An 18,408-nucleotide genomic window follows, 5' to 3' on the forward strand; every position below is an offset into this window, starting at 1 on the left:
GCGAAAAAACCTGACCGATCAGTCGTGAGCGGAGGCGCCAGCCTGGAGCATCTCGCCGACCTTCTGCGCGAAGCGGTCCATCCCGAACGGCTTGAGCAACACCGCCATGCCGGTCGGCAGTTGATCGCCACTCACCGCCGAGTTTTGCGCGTAACCGGTGACGAACAGCACGTCGAGGGAGGGCAGCAGGGCACGCGCGGCGTCGGCGACCTGCCGGCCATTCATGCCGCCGGGCAGGCCGACGTCGGTCACCAGCAGATCGATCGAGGCCATCGACTGCAGCATCTGCAAGCCTGACGGCCCATCCATGGCTTCGCTGACCTGATAACCGCGCTCGCGCAGGGCGTCGCACATCAGCATGCGCACGTGGGGCTCGTCGTCGATGACCAGCACGGTTTCGCCGCGAGTGCCGGGCTGCGAGGGACCGCGGGCCGGCGCCTGTTCGCGGTCACCCAGGTAGCGCGGCAAATACAACGAAATCGTCGTGCCCAGGCCGTGGGTGGACCGCGCCTGAATGGTGCCGCCGGACTGGTGCACGAAGCCGTGGATCATCGACAGCCCCAGGCCGGTGCCTTGGCCGATGGGTTTGGTGGTGAAGAACGGGTCGAAGATCCGGTCGAGAACCTCCGGCGCGATGCCCATGCCGGTGTCGCTCACACTGATTTCCACGAAGTCGCCGTCGGGCAGTGGCGAGGCCAGGTCTGCAGTGCTGTCAGCCGAAACGTTGCGGGTCTGCACGGTGAGTTCGCCGCCGCTCGGCATGGCGTCGCGGGCATTGAGCGTCAGATTGACCAGCGCGCTTTCCAGCTGCGGTGCGTCGATCTGGCTCAGCCACAGGTCGCCGCTGGCGATGGTCCTCATGTTGATGGACGGGCCGATGGTGGACGAGATGAGCTGACCCATGCCTGCCACCAGACGGTTGAGGTCGGTGGGTTTGGGATCGAGGGTCTGGCGACGGGAAAACGCCAGCAGCCGCTGGGTGAGGGTGGCGGCGCGATGCGCCGAATCGTGGGCGGCATTGAGGTAGCGGTCCAGACCCTCCATCCGGCCATTGGCGATGCGCCGCTCGATCATCTCCAGGCTGCCGATGATCCCGGCGAGCAAGTTGTTGAAGTCGTGGGCGATGCCCCCGGTGAGCTGCCCGACGGCTTCCATCTTGTGCGCCTGGCGCAGGGCCGAGTGGGCTTCCGACAATTCCCTCGAGCGGGCAAGCACGCGCTGTTCAAGGGTTTCATTGGCGCTTTGTACCTGCTGGAACAGCGTCGCGTTGTCGATGGCGATGGCGGCCTGAGCAGCCAGCGCCGACATCAGTTTTTCATGACGCAGGGTGAACTGCGCCGGCGCCGAGTGTCCGTAGAACAGGCCCCCGAGCACCTCCCCCGACCGCGACACGACCGACACCGCCAGGTAGCTGCGCACGGGGCGATGGCCGGCGGGCAAGCCGAAGTGCGGCGAAATCCGCCCATAGCGTGGGTCGAGCAGAATGTCATCGGAACGCATCACGCCTTCAGTGAGGAGCGCCGGAGCAAACACCGGGCTGGCTTGTGGGCCTGGCAGCCGGGCCAATGCCGGCGACTCGGCGCCAGACAGCGTAAAGAGATCGAAATGATCGCGGGCGGCGCTGTGAAAATACCCGCCGATCTGCGCGCCGGTCATCTCTCGGCCGGCATCGGTCACGGTCTGCACCAGCCGCTTGAGGTCCAGTTCCAGAGCCAGTTCCGCGCTCACTCGATTCAGCGTTTCCAGCGTGCGGGTCTGCTCGCGCAAGGCGGCTTCGCTGGCCTCCAGTGCGGCCCGGGAGATATGCGCTTCGGTAACGTCGTAGCCTTCACAGAAAATACCCGTCACCTGGCCCGATTCATCCAGCAGCGGCTCGTAGATGAAATCCAGGTAACGCACCTCGCTCGGGGCACCGGGGTGGTTGAGCTGGATCGGCGTGCGTTGCTGAACCAGCCGCTCGCCGGTGCGGTAGACCCCGTCCAGCCACTCGTAAAACCCTTGGCCGGCCAGCTCCGGGAACGCCTCGTGGATGGTTTTGCCGACGTAATCGCGCTCGCCGAACAGCCGGGTGTAGGACTGGTTGACGAATTCGAAGCGGTGCTCGGGGCCTTTGAGGACGGTGATGAAGCCGGGGGCCTGCTCGAACATCTTGCGCTGGCGGACCAGCTCCTCCGCCCGGCGACGTTCGGCGAGGATCCGGTCAGTGACCTCGTGGCCCTGATTGAGGATGCCCGCGATGCGCCCGTTTTCCCCGCGAATGGGCGTCAGGCTGTAATTCCACCAGCTTTCCTTCACCTTCCCGGCGCGTTCCATCATCAACAGTTGATCGAATGTCGAAAAGGCTTCGGCGTTTTTGTACGCCGCCTCGAACTGCGGCCCGACGACGTCCCAGATGGCTGACCAGACTTCTCGCGCCGGGCGGCCCAGCACCGCCGGATGGCGATCCGCAGGAATTGGCGCCCAGGCATCGTTGTACAGCAGACAAAAATCCCCGCCCCAGTAGATCGCCGTCGGGAAACTCGAATGCAGGCAAATGCTGATGGCCGAACGCAGCGACTGCGGCCAGCCCGCCGGATCGCCCAGCGACGTCGACGCCCAGTCGAAATCCCGGATCAGCTGCCCCATCTCGCCGCCGCCAAGGAGAAAATCCAGGGGGCCTATTTGTACGTTGTCCGACATCATGGGCGACTACTCGACGCTGTCATTTGAAAAAAATGGACTGGGGATGACGGGATAGATTTCCGCGACTGGATGAGCGACGCACATCAGTACGATGGCAGCAAGCCACCATGTTGGGCGCAGGTCGGCAGTGTGACAGTAATGCCACTCGCTGTGTAACAGATCGCTGATGCCGGCGCGGCAACGACGAGTATCGTGCATTGCCCGGCTGTGCTGCAGCGGGCATCATTCCCGCACATACGACACATGGAGGCGTCCCGTGCCCCTATCCGCGCTGCACACCCTCCCCGAAGACCGCCTGTTGGTGGGGCTCGGCGCATCGGCGGGCGGCCTTGAGGTGTTACAGCGCTTTTTGCGGCTGATGCCCGCCGATTCAGGCATGACCTTTCTGGTCATCCAGCACCTGGCGCCGGCGCCGCCCAGCCTGCTGACCGAGATCCTTGCGCGGTCGACCTCCATGCAGGTTGTCGAAGCCAGCCATGGCGCGGCCCTCGAAGGCAACACGGTTTATGTCATCCCGCCGCAGTACGCGCTGAGCGTCACCCTGCTTGCCTACCCGCGCCATCGTTTGTTGCAACGCCGCTTCGCTGGCCGTGTGGTCAGACGTGAGCGCGACCTCTGGCAGCAGGTGTTCGCCAGGGTGTGCCGCAGCGGCCATGCCGAAGAGTGCGATTTGAGCCTGGAGCGTACCGATGGTACGCACTGGCAGGCGCGCTTGAATTGCGTGCGCCACGACGGCGACTTGAACGGCATTCGCGTAACCCTGACCGACCTCACCGCGCGTCGGCAAATCGAGCAGCGCCTCAACCTCGCCGCCAGCGTCTTCACCCATGCGCGGGAAGGCATCATGATCACCGACCCCGACGGGGCGATCATTGAAGTCAACGACGCGTTTACGACCATCACCGGTTATGAGCGCAGCGAATCGATTGGCAGAAACCCTCGATTTCTGGCGTCCGGCATGACGCCGCGCGCCCAGTACGTCAGCCTTTGGCACTGCCTGTTGTCCGAGCATTACTGGCAGGGTGATGTCTGGAACCGCCGGCGCAACGGCGAGGCTTACGCCGCGCGCCAGACCATTACCGCGATTACCGACGGTCACGGTGTCATCCAGCATTACGTGTCGCTGTTCACCGACGTCACTGAGTTGCACAGCTATCAGCGCCAGCTGGAATACGTCGCCCACTACGACCCACTGACCCACCTGCCGAATCGCGTTCTGCTGGCCTCGCGCATGCAACAGGCGATGGCCAGCGCCCTGAGCTCGGGCAGAAAGCTGGCGCTGGCGTATCTGGACCTCGACGGGTTCAAGTCCATCAATGACCTGCACGGCCATGACGTGGGCGATCGCGTCCTGTCCAGCGTTTCCCGCCGTATGCAGCACGCGCTGAATGATGCCTGCACGCTGGCGCGTCTGGGTGGAGACGAGTTCGTTGCGTTAATCGTCGATCTCGATCACGTCTGCGACAGTGCGCCGATGCTTGAGCGACTGCTTTCCTGCGCCAGCGAGGTCGTGCAGATGACGCCGCTGAGTGTGGCCCTCTCGGCGAGCATCGGCGTCAGCTATTACCCGCAGGACGGCGAGATCAGCGCCGATCAGTTGCTGCGCCAGGCCGACCAGGCGATGTATCAGGCAAAACTGGAAGGCAAAAACCGATTCCATGTCTTCGACGCGCGGCATGATCAGGAACTGCGCGGGCACAACGCGCGACTGGACCGCATCGATCAAGCCATCCGTGATCAGGAACTGCGCCTGTATTTTCAGCCCAAGGTTAATCTGCGCACCGGCGCGGTGGTCGGCGCCGAAGCCTTGCTGCGCTGGCAGCACCCGGAGCGGGGGCTGCTGCTGCCAAGCAGCTTTCTGCCGTTGATCGAGAGCAACGCGCTGTCGGAAGTGGTGGGTGAGTGGGTGCTGGAAAGTGCCCTGCTGCAAATCGAACGATGGCAGCACGAGGGATTGCATTTGGCGGTGAGCATCAACGTCGGGGCGCGGCAGCTTCAGCATGCCGATTTCGTTGCGAACCTGACCGAGCGGCTCGCGGCGCATCCCGCCGTCAACCCCGAGATGCTGATGATTGAAATCCTTGAAACCAGCGCGCTGGAAGACGTTGAAGGGATCTCGCACACGCTGAGCAACTCCGGGCAGTTGGGTGTGCGCTTTGCCCTCGATGACTTCGGCACGGGGTATTCGTCCCTCAGCTACTTGAAGCGGCTGCCGGTGGCGCAGTTGAAGATCGATCAGACGTTCATTCACGGCATGCTCGATGCGCCCGGGGATATCTCGATCCTGCAGGCGATCCTCGGGCTGGCCAACGCGTTCGGTCGGGAGGTTATCGCTGAGGGCGTCAATAACCTGGAACAGGCGCAACGCCTGCTCCAGTTGGGCTGCGAAAAGGGTCAGGGTTTCGGCATCGCCGAACCGATGCCTGCCACGCAGATGCGTGCCTGGATCGACGAGTGGATGGCTAACCCGCTGATCCGACGGCAATAGATCAGTGACTCCGTTGGGCCTGAACCTCGCTCGCGTCTGTAACGCTGGGCGAGCGCCCGCTGACAGGCGAGGGTGCCAGTTGGCGCCAGCCATAAAAGGCGAGGGCGGTGAGCAATGCACCGATCCACACGATCACCCCGGCCCAGAAGGTGTGCGACATGAAATGCCAGCCCTGCAGCACGCGCGTGGTGCCGTAGATCGCGCCCAGAACCATCGATGCGTAAAGGATTGCCCGGGCATGGCGCCATTGATAGCGGCGCGCAACGAAGTACAGCGCGACCATGGTGAAGCCGCCGGAGGCATGGCCACCCGGCCAGCAGCGACCGGCGCCGGCTTCATGGAACAGGCTGAAATTCTCGAACCACTCCCTTTTCTCCATCGTCCCGCCGTACAGCGTGGTCTCCACCGGGCAGTAGATGCTGGTATGGCTTTTGAAGAAATGGATCATGCCGGTGATGATTGCAAACGACACGACGATGAACAGGAAGTCCCGACGGTGGCGAGCGGTAAAGCGCAATACCGGGGCGATGCGCAGGGATTCCAGCGAGCGCATTAGCCGATCGTCTCGCCCGGGTTTCAACAGCGGCCAGAGGAATGACAGGACCGAGCCGATGATCGCGGCTTCACCCGTGAGATCGGGGATGATCCGCGGCCAGCGGTGGGTCAGGTTTTCGAACAGGCGATTGTGGCCAAACGGGAATTCGTGGTTCGGGTAATACAGCCAGTTGCTGATGACCTCGTCCAGGGAAGTCAGGTCGAAGACCACGAATATCGCCAGCGCAATGGCGATCGGTAAACCCAGGTTCCAGGCATAAAATCGTGATCGTTCGCTTCGCACGTTGGAATGTCCCGATAAGCATGAATGATTAACGTCGTCCGACTATTGCCGGCCGCTGACGAAATATAGACAGACGCAGGTCAAACGGCAGTGAAGGCCATGTGAAAACTCTATTCAGTTCACGCAACCTCGGCTTTAAAAATTTAGTTAGCGGTGAGTGTCAGTCGCGCGTTACAGCCTTGATGCCGATCGACTTGTCGGGAATGAATAACAGCTCGCCGCCACTGTTTTTTTCACGTGCCGTTAACCAAACAGTCATGCATCGCTGTTTACGCTTGTTGTCATTCAATGACGCAGACTTACGTCTGCCGATGGACTGAACAGTCGGAGCTACACGATGCGCGAACACATTAATGCCCCGCCCGCACGCAGCGCGGGTAAGTTATTTAAAGGCGCCAATAGATTCCGTGTTCTGCTGAGCGCCGCCGCGATCGTCGTGTCGCTGCTGCTGTTGACGGGTTACACCTACTGGCCCCGTTCGCCCATTGAACTCGCCAGCGGGCAAAACATGAGCAGGGCGGGTCTTTACGAGAGCTGGAAGAAAGGCGAAGTCGTCGTGCTGGTACGCCACGGCGAGCGCTGCGACCGCTCCGATAATGAATGCCTGGGACCCGAGGACGGGATCACCCGCAATGGCAGCCAGATATCGGCCGAGGTCGGGAATTCATTGAGCCGACTGGGTTTGGGCCAGACCGATGTCATCGCCAGCCCCTCCACGCGCACGGCGCAAACCGCCGCAGCCTTGTTCGGCCATCCGGTTGCGTCCCAGGACTGGCTGTTTGACTGCGAGAAGATGAACCTAGGCCAGGTCATGGCCCACAAGGCAAGCGACCGTAATCTAGTGGTGGTCACCCACAGCGGTTGCATCGGCCAGATAGAAAGTCAGCAGGGTTATCCCCATGCCGATATGAGCGAATACGACAGTGCGGTATTTATCTCGCCGGATAAACACAGCCGGCCTGTTATCAGGGGTGTGCTTAATCCTGAAGACTGGAAGCAACTGGCGATTAAGGGAACTCAGTAATATAACGTGAGGATGGGCGGCTATTTACACAGTTGATAGCCGACGCCATACACCGTATGTACCAGCGGGAAGGCAAAACCATCGTCGACCACTTTCCGTATTTGATGCACTCGAGTTCCGAGGCCAGTGCTTTTATGGGTGCCTAGTTCGCCCCAGAGCATTTCGGCGATTTCTGCTTTGCTGACGATGGCGGGACTTCTCAACATCAGCAGCGCCAGAATGTCGATGTTGGTTGGATTGAGTTTCAGGTGTTTATCGGCGCGAGATGCCCGGTATTTCTCCGTATCCAGCACCAGATCTTCAACGACCAGCATATTAGTGATTCCACCCTCGCGACAGTGGCGGGATAGTAGGGCCGCGATTGTCAAAAATTGGTTTGAGGTGTGTGAAGAACTCGTGGGACTGACGCCGCAATCAATTCGGGACTGGCGCCGTACTCAATTGTGGGACAGGCACTGAACCCCTTGTGGGACCGGCTTCAGCCGGGAAGGCGTCAGGCGTCACACCGCAAATCTTGTGGCGCACACGCGGGCCTCTTCCCGGCTGAAGCCGGTCCCACTAAAAAGCATCGTGCGCATCCAGTGGGGCCGGCGCCGGGCCCTTGTTGTGGGACCGGCTTCAGCCGGGAAGGCGTCGGCGGCTACACCATCGAACCACCCGCGACGTTTTTGAATGGCAGCCACTGCTTCTGCGGGATCGGCAATTCGCAGGACTCCCCGCGCCCGATCGGAAAGTAGTGAAACCCGCTGCGCGCCAGCCGTTCGGTGTCGTACAGGTTGCGGCCGTCGAAGATCACCGGCGCGGCGAGGCGTTGCTGGATCAGCTCGAAATCCGGGGCCTTGAACTGTTGCCACTCGGTGCAGATGATCAGCGCGTCTGCATCGTTTAACGTCGACTCCGGCGTGCCCATCAGAATCAGGTCCTTGCGGTTGCCGTAGAGGCGCTGCGTCTCTTGCATGGCCTCGGGGTCAAACGCCCGCACCGTGGCGCCGGCATCCCACAAGGCTTCCATCAGCACCCGGCTCGGCGCGTCGCGCATGTCGTCGGTGTTCGGCTTGAACGCCAGGCCCCACAAGGCAAACGTCTTGCCGCGCAGATCCCCTTCGTAAAAGGCTTTGACCCGCTCAAACAGTTTGTTCTTCTGCCGCTCGTTGATGGCCTCGACCACCGCCAGCAGGTCGTTGGAGCAATGGGCTTCCCGGGCGCTGTGGATCAAGGCGCGAATGTCCTTGCCGAAGCACGAGCCGCCATAACCGCAGCCGGGGTAGATGAAGTCGTAGCCGATGCGTGAATCGGCGCCGATGCCCAGCCGGACCGACTCAACGTCCGCCCCCAGGTGCTCGGCCAGTTCGGCGATCTGGTTGATGAAGCTGATCTTGGTCGCCAGCATGCAATTGGCCGCGTACTTGGTCAGCTCAGCGCTGCGCAGGTCCATGAACATGATCCGGTCATGGTTGCGATTGAACGGCGCGTACAGCTCGCGCATCACTTTGCGCACGGCGTCGTTGTCGCAGCCGATGACGATACGGTCCGGACGCCGGCAGTCGTTGACCGCCGACCCCTCTTTGAGAAACTCCGGGTTGGAGACGATATCGAACTGCAGCAAGCGACCGGCCTGGCGCAGGGCTTTGTCGATGTGCCCGCGCAGGGCGTCGCCACTGCCGACGGGCACCGTGGACTTTTCAACAATGATCAGCGGCTCGGACCGGTACATCGCGATGGCCTCGCCGACCGCGAAAAAGCCCCTCAGGTCGGCCGAACCGTCATCGCGGGACGGGGTGCCGACGGCGATGAACAACACCTCGGCGTGCTCGACGGCCAATTGGGTGTCGGTGGTGAACTGCAGGCGCTTGTTCTCCAGATTCTCCCTCACCAGTCCGGCCAGCCCCGGTTCGAAAATGTGCACCTGGCCCTGGCGCAACTGCTCGACCTTGGCCTGATCGATGTCCATGCAGACCACGTCGTGGCCAACTTCAGCAAGCACGGTGGCTTGCACCAGCCCGACATACCCACTACCGAAAACGCTGATTTTCATGAAGAAAAGCCCTGTGGAGGAGTGCTGGAAATGCGCCGAAGGTTGATGGTCAGCACGCCCATCACGATCAGCATGACGCCCAAAGTTTTCGATACCGTGAACGTCTCATGGAAAAATGGCAGCGCCGCGGCCAGCGCATAGACCAGCACGTAGCTGACGCTGAGCAGGGAATAGGCGCGACTCAGCGGAAGATCACGCAGCGCCAGCAGCCAGGCGAGCATCGACAGGGCGTAAGCGAGGATCGCGGCACCGATCACCGCCACCGCACCGGGCTCGAATCGCACCAGCCCCCCCGGCTCGAGCCAGAGCGCAGGCGAAGGCAGACGACTCATGCCCCAGCGCATACCCAACTGCGCTGCGCTCACCAGCGCCACGCTGCCCATCGCCCACGCGGTCGCCCCGCGTCTGCTGCCCGACGGGTAAATGCTTGAGCGGCTCATGCCTGACGCCCCAACAAAAGAACGCCGGCCAGAATCAACGCGACGCCCAACCAGTGGACGGCGTCGATGGACTCCTTGAAAACAAAGCGGCTGGCCAGGGTGATCAGCACCACATTAAGGCCCAGCATCGGGTAGGCGATGCCGACCTCGAGGCGCTGCAACACCAGCAGCCAGCCGACGAGGCCCAATCCCAGACAGCCCACGGCCAGCCACAACCAGAACGAGCGAGCTGCCGCGAGCACGCCGGGAAACGTGCCGCGCCAGCGCTCCACCGCACACTTCTGCGCGACCTGGCCCAGGCACGTCAGCCCGCATGTGCCCAACAGCAGCAGCCAGGTCATGGCGCTGACTTCTCGTAAATGAGGATGATCAAATTGCCTTCGTCGTAGCGCTCGGCGTCCTTGGGCAGCAACTCGAGTTCGCGCAGTTCCTCGTCGGTTCTGCCGCGCATGACCACCCCGACCTGACCCTCGCTGCGGGCTTTGGTCATCCAGGTGTTGATCCTTTTCAGGGTCACTTCGCGGCCTGTCGCGTCGGGATACGCCAGGCCGTATTCCAGCTCGTTCCAAGTGTTGAAAAACGACACATCGGTCCTGTTCAGTCGCCAGACCAGTGCCGAGGCGGCCCCCAGGTCATTGCTCAACAGGTGCGTGCTGGCCGCCAGTTGCGCTTGATGGGCAAGCACAAACTGGTCGGGTGTCTTGTTATGCACGACGTCATAGGGAAGGGCCGCGGGCAACAGCGCGACCAGCAACCAGCTGCCCAGTGCCGGTGCGGCCCAATACTTCCAGGGGCGAATGCCTTGCAGCGCATTGCTCGCACACCAGCCGCCCAGCACGATGATCGCCAGCAGCAGGCTCACCGGCTCGTGGTCGTACACCGGCTGTTTGAGTTGCAGGTACACCAGCGCCAACAGCCCGATCAATCCGGCCGTCGCGTTCAGCCAGCCGTTGATGCGCAAGGCAGTGAGCCGACCCTGCTGGAGCCGCTCGATCAGCGCATCGGCCATCAACAGCGCCACCGGCAGCAGACACGGCAGAATGTAGGTCGGCAGCTTGCCATTGCTGAGGCTGAGAAACGCCAGCGGCACCAGCAGCCAGATCAGGAGAAAGCCGGTTTCAGCGCGACGTTTGCGCTGCCAGGCCTGGCGGAACGTGACCGGCAACAACGCCGCCCACGGCAGGCAGGACACCACCAGCAGCGGCAGGTAGAACCACCAGGGCTCGGCGTGTTGGGCATCGGCCCCGGCGAAGCGCCGCACATGCTCGTGCCAGAAGAAGAAACGCCAGAAGTCAGGTTCCTGCTCGTGCACCGCCAGCACCCACGGCAGGCTCACCAGGATGGCAATCAACACCGCCAGCGGCCCGTAGCGCAGCAGTTCGCCGAGGCGCCGCTGCCAGAGCATGTAGGGCAGGGTGACCATCACCGGCAGCGCCCAGGCCAGAAATCCCTTGGTCATGAAGCCGATGCCGCAGGCCAGGCCGATCAGCGCCCAGGCACCCAGTCGAGCACGCCCGCTGCTGTGGACAGCGCACCAGAACCCCACCAGCGTCAGGTTGGCCCACAGGGTGAACTGAGGATCGAGGTTGGTGTAACCGGCTTGCCCGGCAATGAACGCAAAGCTCATGAACAGCAGCGCGCTGGCGAAGCTTTTGCGCGGGTCGTTCCACATCCGCGCGGCGAGCCAGTAAGCGAGCACCACGCTCATGCCAGTGCTCAGCGCCGACACGATGCGCACGCCAAACAGGTTTTCACCAAAAATCGCCTGGCCCACGGCAATCAGCCAGTAGCCCGCAGCGGGTTTTTCGAAGTAACGCACGCCCATGAAGTGCGGCACCGCCCAGTGCCCGCTGTTCAGCATCTCCTGACTGATCTGGGCGTAGCGGGTCTCATCGGGAATCCACAACCCGTGGGACCCCAACGGCAGCAGATAGAACACGACGAAGGCCAGCACCAGCAGGGCGACGTTGCGGTGTTCGGCTTTGATCATCGCTGCACCCCCAGCCAGCCTTCGCGGCCGCGCAAAACGCCGCGAACCAACTGGCCTGAAGGCACGTGATCCAGTGAATCCGGCAGCAGTGCGCCAAGGGGTTGAAAGTGGATGCCACGGGTTTTCGCTTCACTCAACAGCGCGCGAAAAGCCGGGGCCATGACGATGCCTTCGACCTCGGCGTGAACGGTGTAGACGTTCAGCTTCGATGCCGCAAACCGCTCGAGGATGTCGTCGTTGAAAGACTGGGCGTCGAGCTGTGGCGACACCAGTTCGTCGTAAGTCGGCAGGTCCACCGGAATCTGCGGCGTGCCCAGGGTCCCGTCGGCCAGCACCGGCCTGAATATCGAGGTGCCCCGGCAGTCGCTGTTGTAGCGAAAACCGAATGCCTCTTTCGCCTGGACCACGCGTTCATCGGCGCGCCAGCCGGCGGCGGCGGAGCAGGTCACCGGGTGGCCGAGGATGTCGTTCAACACGTCAACGCCGCGCTGGATCTGACCGGTCAGTTGCGCCTCGCTCCAGCGCCCGGCATGGGCCTGCCAGGCATGGTGGTCCCAGGCGTGCAGGCCCACTTCATGACCGGCGTCCCGGGCCCGGCGCATCAGTGGCCCGAGGTCGCGACCGATGGGTTTGCCGGGCCACGCGGTGCCCGCCAGGAGAATGTCCCAGCCATACAGACTGGCCGCCCGCGAACGCAGCATTTTCCAGAGGAATTGCGGCCGCGCCAGGCGCCACAGATGGCGGCCCATGTTGTCCGGGCCGACGCTGAAGAAAAACGTCGCCTTGACCTGCGCTTCGTCGAGCAGGTCCAGCAGTCGCGGCACGCCGTCGCGGGTGCCGCGCCAGGTGTCGACGTCGATGCGCAACCCGGCCTTCATCAGCCGCGTGCGCCGGGGGTAACGGTCAGTTCTGCCTGTTCGGCCATGGCTTCGCGGAGGAAGAAGTCCAGAGTCTTGCCGATGGTTTCGCTCAGCTCGATGGTCGGTGTCCAGCCGATCAGGCGCTTGGCGTTGTCGATGCTCGGCTTGCGGTGGCTGACATCCTGATAGCCCTTGCCGTAGAACGATTGGCTTTCAACCTCACGGAACCCGGCGAATGGCGGGAAGTTGTGGCGCAGCGGATGGGCTTCGAACTGACGCAGCAACTCGGTACCCAACTGGCGAATGCTGGCTTCGTTGTCGGGGTTGCCGATGTTGATGATCTGGCCGTTGCAGAGCCCGCCCTTGTTTTCGATGATCCGCGCCAAGGCTTCGATGCCGTCCACGACGTCGGTGAAGCAGCGCTTCTGCGCGCCGCCGTCCACCAGCCGGATCGGCGTGCCCTCCACCAGATGCAGAATCAGTTGGGTGATGGCCCGGGAGCTGCCGATGCGCGCAGAGTCCAGACGGTCCAGCCGTGGCCCCATCCAGTTGAACGGGCGAAACAGGGTGAACTGCAAGCCTTTCTGGCCGTAGGCCCAGATCACCCGGTCCAGCAACTGCTTGGACACCGAGTAGATCCAGCGTTGTTTGTTGATCGGGCCAACCACTAGATTCGAGCTGTCCTCGTCGAAATTGGCGTCCTGGCACATGCCGTAGACCTCCGAGGTCGACGGGAAGATCACCCGTTTGTTGTACTTGACGCAGTAGCGGACGATTTTCAGGTTTTCTTCGAAGTCCAGCTCGAACACCCGCAGCGGGTTGCGCGTGTATTCGATGGGCGTGGCGATGGCCACCAGCGGCAGCACCACGTCGCACTTCTTGATGTGGTACTCGATCCACTCGGAGTGGATGCTGATGTCACCTTCGATGAAGTGGAAATTCGGCCTGGCGCGCAGGCGTTCGATGGCGTCCGAGCCGATGTCCATGCCGTAGATTTCGTAACGGTCGTCCTGCAGCAAACGCTCCGAGAGGTGATTGCCGATGAAACCGTTGACCCCGAGGATCAGCACGCGGGTGCGCCGGACCGGGCGGCGCGGGTCCTTGCCCTGCAAGCGCGAACCCTCCACCAGACCGAACTCGCGGGCCAGTTGCGCGCCGCTCAGGTACAGGCCGTCGTCGCCACGCTGACCGGCCTTGATCACCAGCGAGCCTTCGCCACAGGCAATGCGCAACGGCTCGCAACCGAGCACGGTGCCGGGCGCTTCGCCGCTGTTACCGACCTCCGCTCGCGCGGCCCAGACAATCAGTTTGTGCTCACCCACCGGGCAAAAGGCGCCGGGGTAGGGCTGGGTCACTGCCCGCACCAGATTGCCCAGACGGGTTGCCGGCAGCGACCAGTCGATCAAGCCGTCGGCAGCGGTGCGCCGGCCGTAACAGGTGGCGGCAGATTCATCCTGGGGTGTCCCCGACAACTGACCCCGGGCAAGCAATGGCAGGGTTTCCGAGAGCAGATCCGCAGCGGTTTCACGCAACTTGCCGTGCAGGGTCAGGGCCGTTTCAGTCGGGCTGATCGAGATCCGCTGTTGCGCCACGATCGGCCCTGCGTCGGCGCGCTTGACCATCTGGTGCAAGGTCACGCCGGTTTCGCTTTCACCGTTTACCAGCACCCAATTGGCCGGCGCCCGGCCGCGATACCTCGGCAGCAGCGAGCCGTGCAGGTTGAACGCGCCATCCTTCGCGCAGGCCAGCAATGGTTCGCTGAGCAGTTGGCGGTAGTAGAGCGAGAAGATGAAATCGGGCGCAAGCCGGGCGATGCGCTCAAGCCACAGCGGGTGGTTGGGGTCTTCCGGCGCGTGCACGGCGATCCCGTGCTGCGCGCACAGCTGGGCCACCGAGCCGAAGAAGGTTTTTTCCTTGGGATCATCGGCATGGGTGAACACCGCAGCGATCTCATATCCCGCGTCAAGCAGTGCCTGCAGGCCAACGCAGCCAATATCGTGGTAAGCAAAGACGACAGCTTTCTTGTTCATGGTGCAACCTTGTTGGCGTAAGCAGGGGCAGAAGAGGGGGCTGCAGAATGGGCAGCATCGAGCGCTGTTACGGGGGACCCGCGCACGACTTTTTCAATGAAGAAACGCGGCCGTGCGCGCACGTCGCTGTACATGCGGCCGAGGTATTCGCCGAGCAGGCCCATGCCGATGAACTGTCCGCCGGTGAACACGAACAGCACCGCAAACAGGACGAAGGTGCCGTGCCCGGCCCACGGCGCGCCGAAGATCAGGCGCAGGACCACCAGCGCCAGCGCGAACAGCACGCCGAGCAGTGCCATGCCGACACCGACGATGCTCAGCAGACGCAGGGGCGTGGTGGTCATGCAGGTGATCAGGTCGAACATCAGGTTGATCAGGCGCATGGGGCTGTACTTGGAGTCGCCGTGCTCGCGCTCGGCGTGCTCGACCAGGATTTCCGTGGTGTGCCGGGCGAAGCTGTTGGCCAGAATCGGGATGAAGGTGCTGCGTTCCCGGCAGGCGAGCATGGCGTCGACGATGGTGCGCCGGTACGCGCGCAGCATGCAGCCGTAGTCGTTCATCGCCACGCCGGTGGAACGCTGCACGGCCAGGTTGATGAGTTTCGACGGCCAGCGCCGCCAGGCGGAATCCTGCCGATGGTTGCGCACCGTGCCGACCACGTCGTAGCCCTGTTCGGCCAGCTTCACCAGACGGGGGATCTCTTCGGGCGGGTTCTGCAGGTCGGCGTCCAGGGTGATCACCACGTCGCCCTTGCACTGCTCAAAGCCGGCCATGATCGCCGCGTGCTGGCCGTAATTGCGGTTGAGAATGACCGCTACCACATGGCTGCCCTCACGCTCCGCCGCCTGCTGAAGCAGTTCGGCCGAGTCATCACGGCTGCCATCGTCCACCAGCACGATTTCAAAGGCATGGCCGAGCAGGGCGCAGGCGGCCTCGGTGCGGCGCAGCAGTTCGGGCAGGCTTTGTTCCTCGTTGTAGACCGGGATGACGATGGACACACAGCGGACGGGATAGGCTTTCAAGGGCGCGCTTCCACAATGGATTCAATGGCGCGGACCACCCGCTCGACGTCGTCGCGGGTCATGTCCGGGAACAGCGGGATCGAACACAGCCGCGACGAATTCCACTCGGTGTTCGGCAGGTGCACGTCCGGGAAGCGCTGGCGGTAATAGCGGTGCAGATGGGTGGCGATGAAGTGAATGCCGGTGCCGATGCGGTGTTCTTGCAGCGCCTTCATGAAACCGTCGCGGTCCAGACCGCAGCGCTCGGGGTCGATGCGCAAAATGAACAGATGCCAGGCGTGCTGTTGCGGGTAGGCGGGTTGCTCCAGCGGCATGACCGGGCTGTCTGCCAGTCGGTCCAGGTAGTGGCTGGCCAGCCGGCGGCGTTGCTCGTTGATGTGATCGAGCCGGTGCAATTGCACGAGGGCGATGCTGGCGTTGATGTCCGCCAGGTTGTATTTGAAGCCGGGCTCGATGACTTCGGCCTGGGGTTTGCGGCCCAGGGTCAGGCGGTCATAGGCATCGACGCCGAGGCCGTGAAATTTCAGCTGGCGCACCCGATCAGCCAGTTTCGCGTCATCGGTGACGAACATCGCGCCTTCTGCGCAGGTCATGTTCTTGATCGCATGGAAGGAAAAGATCGCCGTGCCATGGCTGCCCACTGGACGGCCCTTGTAGCCGGTGCCCGCTGCGTGGGCGGCGTCCTCGATGACGGCGATGCCGTGGCGCTCGGCCAGCGCGTAAATCGGGTCGAGGTCGCAGGCGGCGCCGGCGTAATGCACCGGAACAATGGCTTTGGTGCGCGGGGTGATGGCCTGTTCGATCAAATCGGCATCGGTCATCAGCGTGTCGCGGTCGACGTCGACAAACACCGGGGTGGCGCCCAGCAGGCAGATCATGTTGGCCGTCGAGACCCAGGTCTGCGAGGGCGTGATCACTTCATCGCCGGGGCCGACGCCCAACGCGAGCAAGGCGATGTGCATGGCGCCTGTCGCGGACGAAACAGCGATGGCATGCCGGGCACCGACCCGTTCGGCGAACTGCGCCTCGAGCTGCTGACACTCCGGGCCCGTGGTGATCCAGCCTGAGCGCAGCACGCGGGTGACGGCTGCCACTTCTTCATCGCCGAGGCTCGGTCGCGAAAAAGGAAGAAATGCCTCATTCATAAAAAGTAAGCCCCACTGAAGTTCATTGTTTGAATACACCTGTCCACTGGCGAACACTTGCGTCAACGGGAAAGTCTTTTAAATCACGTGCACGTATTCAGCGCGGCGCCGTTGCCGGCGTCGTGTCATCGATAGGGCTGAATCATCAGATAACGAGGTCTGATTAAGTTTTTCGGGTACTGCGTTATCCGGAGATTAATCTCGCGAATATGAAAATAACGTTCGTGGGGCGTCAGTTTTCCGTGTGTTCGTCAGGGCGCGATCGCCTGTAAATACGGGCCTATCAGCGGCATGTGACAGTTGTTAGGGCACTGCCGTCGTCAGGGGTGAAGTATTCAAAAAGTCCGCTGTTATCTCATGTGCAGACAGCGTGCGTTCAGCCTGTTGGTATTCGACGGGAGTGAGTTGTAATACGTCGAGTCAGCGCCGCTTGTTTAACCCCTCTATCAAAAAGTGTGCCGCGCGCGTTCACGGCCTGACGTGTTGGGCAGTCGCCGTCTTGTTTACAGCAAGTGTTCCGACCTCTCGGCACCTCATATAAAACGATTGCGGACACCGACGTCCGAATAGAGCGGAGTCAGGCCCCGTTTTTCACTGATGGCCGTTGCCTTAACGTAGCGCCCAGATACTTAATCGGAGCTGAACATGAAGCACCCAATGCTGTTTTCCCCTCTTCACATCGGTCCTCATTCACTGTCCCACCGCGTGGTCATGGCGCCGCTGACGCGCATGCGTTCCGAGCCCGGCGACCGGCCTGGCGCACTGATGGCCGAGTACTACTCGCAACGCGCCACCCAAGGTGGGCTGATCATTTCCGAAGCCACGGTGGTGTCGGAAACGGGCAACGGCTATCTCGGCTCGCCCGGCCTGTATGACGACGCGCAGATTCCCGGCTGGAAAACCGTCACCGACGCCGTGCATGCCAAAGGCGGAAGAATCTTCCTGCAGCTGTTCCATGCCGGGCGTCAGTCCCACAGCGACATGCAGCCCGGCGGCGCGCAACCGGTGGCGCCGTCGGCGGTTGATTACGACGGTGTCGCTTACACCGCCAACGGCTGGGTGCCGAGCACGTCCCACCGAGCCCTTGGCGAAACCGAAGTCCAGGCGCTGGTGGAAGACTTCCGCCGCGCCGCTGAACGGGGTCTGATGGCGGGATTCGACGGCGTGGAGATCCACGGCGCCAACGGTTACCTGATCGACCAGTTTCTCCAGGACGGCAGCAACCTGCGCACGGATGCGTATGGCGGCAGCATTCCCCGGCGCGCGCGGTTTCTGCTGGACATCACCCGCGCGGTGAGTTCGGTCTGGGGCAGCGAGCGGGTGGCGGTGCGGCTGGGTCCGAGTGGTTCGTTCGGCGACATGAAAGACAGCGACCCACAGGCGTTGTTTGTCTATGTGGCAGAGCAGTTGGCGACCTTGAAGCTGGCGTATCTGCACCTCATCGAACCACGGGTGCTGGGTAACGCCATCGACGTCAGCAAAGACCAGAATCCGGTGGCGGCGCAGTTGATCCGCAAGCATTACGACGGCCTGATCATGGCCGCCGGTGGCTTCGATGGGCAGTCCGCCGAGGCGATTCTTCAGGCAGGGGATGCGGACCTGGTCGCCTTCGGCCGCGACTTCATCGCCAACCCCGACCTGCCGGAACGCATCCGCCGCGGCCTGCCGCTGAATGCCTACGACCGCGACACGTTCTACGGCGGCACGGCGGCGGGGTTCACCGACTACCCGTTCTACTCGCAAAGCGCCTGACGCGAATCCGCACCGCGCCTCCCACTGAAAACGCCGCCATCGTGAGCACCACGTTGGCGGCGTTTCTGTTTTCAATCCAATTTCATTGGATGCATGCAGTGC

At 62.6% G+C, this 18,408-nt stretch carries 14 protein-coding genes; 3 read left to right on the forward strand and 11 right to left on the reverse strand.

From position 1 onward, the window contains the following. Positions 1-18: 18 nt before the first annotated feature. Positions 19-2,682, reverse strand: coding sequence for an ATP-binding protein (locus tag ACQKEN_RS11890; protein WP_427685629.1), 2,664 nt, complete (start codon positions 2,680-2,682; stop codon positions 19-21). Positions 2,683-2,938: 256 nt separating this feature from the next. Between ACQKEN_RS11890 and ACQKEN_RS11895 the strand changes: the two genes are divergently transcribed. Beyond that, a complete protein-coding gene (locus tag ACQKEN_RS11895) occupies positions 2,939-5,170 on the forward strand; it encodes an EAL domain-containing protein (protein WP_427685631.1) in 2,232 nt (743 codons plus the stop codon). A 1-nt stretch (position 5,171) separates the two neighbouring features. Here the strand turns inward: ACQKEN_RS11895 and ACQKEN_RS11900 are convergent, their stop codons facing one another. Further along, positions 5,172-6,008, reverse strand: coding sequence for a phosphatase PAP2 family protein (locus ACQKEN_RS11900; protein ID WP_427685633.1), 837 nt, complete (start codon positions 6,006-6,008; stop codon positions 5,172-5,174). Positions 6,009-6,345: 337 nt separating this feature from the next. Here ACQKEN_RS11900 and ACQKEN_RS11905 point away from each other — a divergent pair, with 337 nt between their 5' ends. Then, positions 6,346-7,032 (forward strand): histidine phosphatase family protein, encoded by a 687-nt coding sequence (locus tag ACQKEN_RS11905; protein WP_427685635.1) that lies wholly within the window; start codon positions 6,346-6,348, stop codon positions 7,030-7,032. 20 nt (positions 7,033-7,052) lie between these two features. Here ACQKEN_RS11905 and ACQKEN_RS11910 read toward each other — a convergent pair whose 3' ends face one another. The 9 genes from ACQKEN_RS11910 to arnB all read right to left on the reverse strand — a co-directional run bounded on the left by ACQKEN_RS11910 (position 7,053) and on the right by arnB (position 16,554). Further along, positions 7,053-7,346, reverse strand: a complete 294-nt coding sequence (locus ACQKEN_RS11910) for a winged helix-turn-helix domain-containing protein (RefSeq protein WP_427685637.1) — start codon at positions 7,344-7,346, stop codon at positions 7,053-7,055. A gap of 326 nt (positions 7,347-7,672) precedes the next feature. Continuing rightward, complete coding sequence (locus tag ACQKEN_RS11915; protein WP_427685639.1) at positions 7,673-9,067, reverse strand: UDP-glucose dehydrogenase family protein; 1,395 nt, start codon at positions 9,065-9,067, stop codon at positions 7,673-7,675. Further along, the gene (arnF, locus tag ACQKEN_RS11920) at positions 9,064-9,507 is read right to left on the reverse strand and encodes a 4-amino-4-deoxy-L-arabinose-phosphoundecaprenol flippase subunit ArnF (protein ID WP_427685640.1); all 444 of its coding nucleotides are present in this window, start codon (positions 9,505-9,507) and stop codon (positions 9,064-9,066) included. The genes ACQKEN_RS11915 and arnF overlap by 4 nt, the downstream gene beginning before the upstream one ends. Continuing rightward, positions 9,504-9,848 (reverse strand): EamA family transporter, encoded by a 345-nt coding sequence (locus ACQKEN_RS11925; protein WP_427685642.1) that lies wholly within the window; start codon positions 9,846-9,848, stop codon positions 9,504-9,506. The genes arnF and ACQKEN_RS11925 overlap by 4 nt, the downstream gene beginning before the upstream one ends. Continuing rightward, positions 9,845-11,497 carry a lipid IV(A) 4-amino-4-deoxy-L-arabinosyltransferase gene (gene arnT / locus ACQKEN_RS11930; protein WP_427685644.1) on the reverse strand — a complete coding sequence of 551 codons (1,653 nt, stop codon included), beginning with the start codon at positions 11,495-11,497 and terminating at the stop codon, positions 9,845-9,847. The genes ACQKEN_RS11925 and arnT overlap by 4 nt, the downstream gene beginning before the upstream one ends. After that, a complete protein-coding gene (gene arnD / locus ACQKEN_RS11935; protein ID WP_427685646.1) occupies positions 11,494-12,375 on the reverse strand; it encodes a 4-deoxy-4-formamido-L-arabinose-phosphoundecaprenol deformylase in 882 nt (293 codons plus the stop codon). Before arnD ends, arnT begins: the two co-directional genes overlap by 4 nt. Then, the gene (gene arnA, locus ACQKEN_RS11940) at positions 12,375-14,387 is read right to left on the reverse strand and encodes a bifunctional UDP-4-amino-4-deoxy-L-arabinose formyltransferase/UDP-glucuronic acid oxidase ArnA (RefSeq protein WP_427685648.1); all 2,013 of its coding nucleotides are present in this window, start codon (positions 14,385-14,387) and stop codon (positions 12,375-12,377) included. The genes arnD and arnA overlap by 1 nt, the downstream gene beginning before the upstream one ends. Next, positions 14,384-15,409, reverse strand: coding sequence for an undecaprenyl-phosphate 4-deoxy-4-formamido-L-arabinose transferase (gene arnC / locus ACQKEN_RS11945; RefSeq protein ID WP_427685650.1), 1,026 nt, complete (start codon positions 15,407-15,409; stop codon positions 14,384-14,386). The genes arnA and arnC overlap by 4 nt, the downstream gene beginning before the upstream one ends. After that, entirely contained in the window at positions 15,406-16,554 is a 1,149-nt protein-coding gene (gene arnB, locus ACQKEN_RS11950) for a UDP-4-amino-4-deoxy-L-arabinose aminotransferase (protein ID WP_427685652.1), read from the reverse strand. Before arnB ends, arnC begins: the two co-directional genes overlap by 4 nt. Before the next feature lie 645 nt (positions 16,555-17,199). On the opposite strand from arnB, the gene ACQKEN_RS11955 reads away from it, so the two are divergent. Next, entirely contained in the window at positions 17,200-18,306 is a 1,107-nt protein-coding gene (locus ACQKEN_RS11955) for an alkene reductase (RefSeq protein ID WP_427685654.1), read from the forward strand. Positions 18,307-18,408: the final 102 nt, after the last annotated feature.

It is taken from the genome of Pseudomonas sp. NPDC078416 (genome assembly GCF_050268485.1).
Lineage (GTDB): Bacteria > Pseudomonadota > Gammaproteobacteria > Pseudomonadales > Pseudomonadaceae > Aquipseudomonas.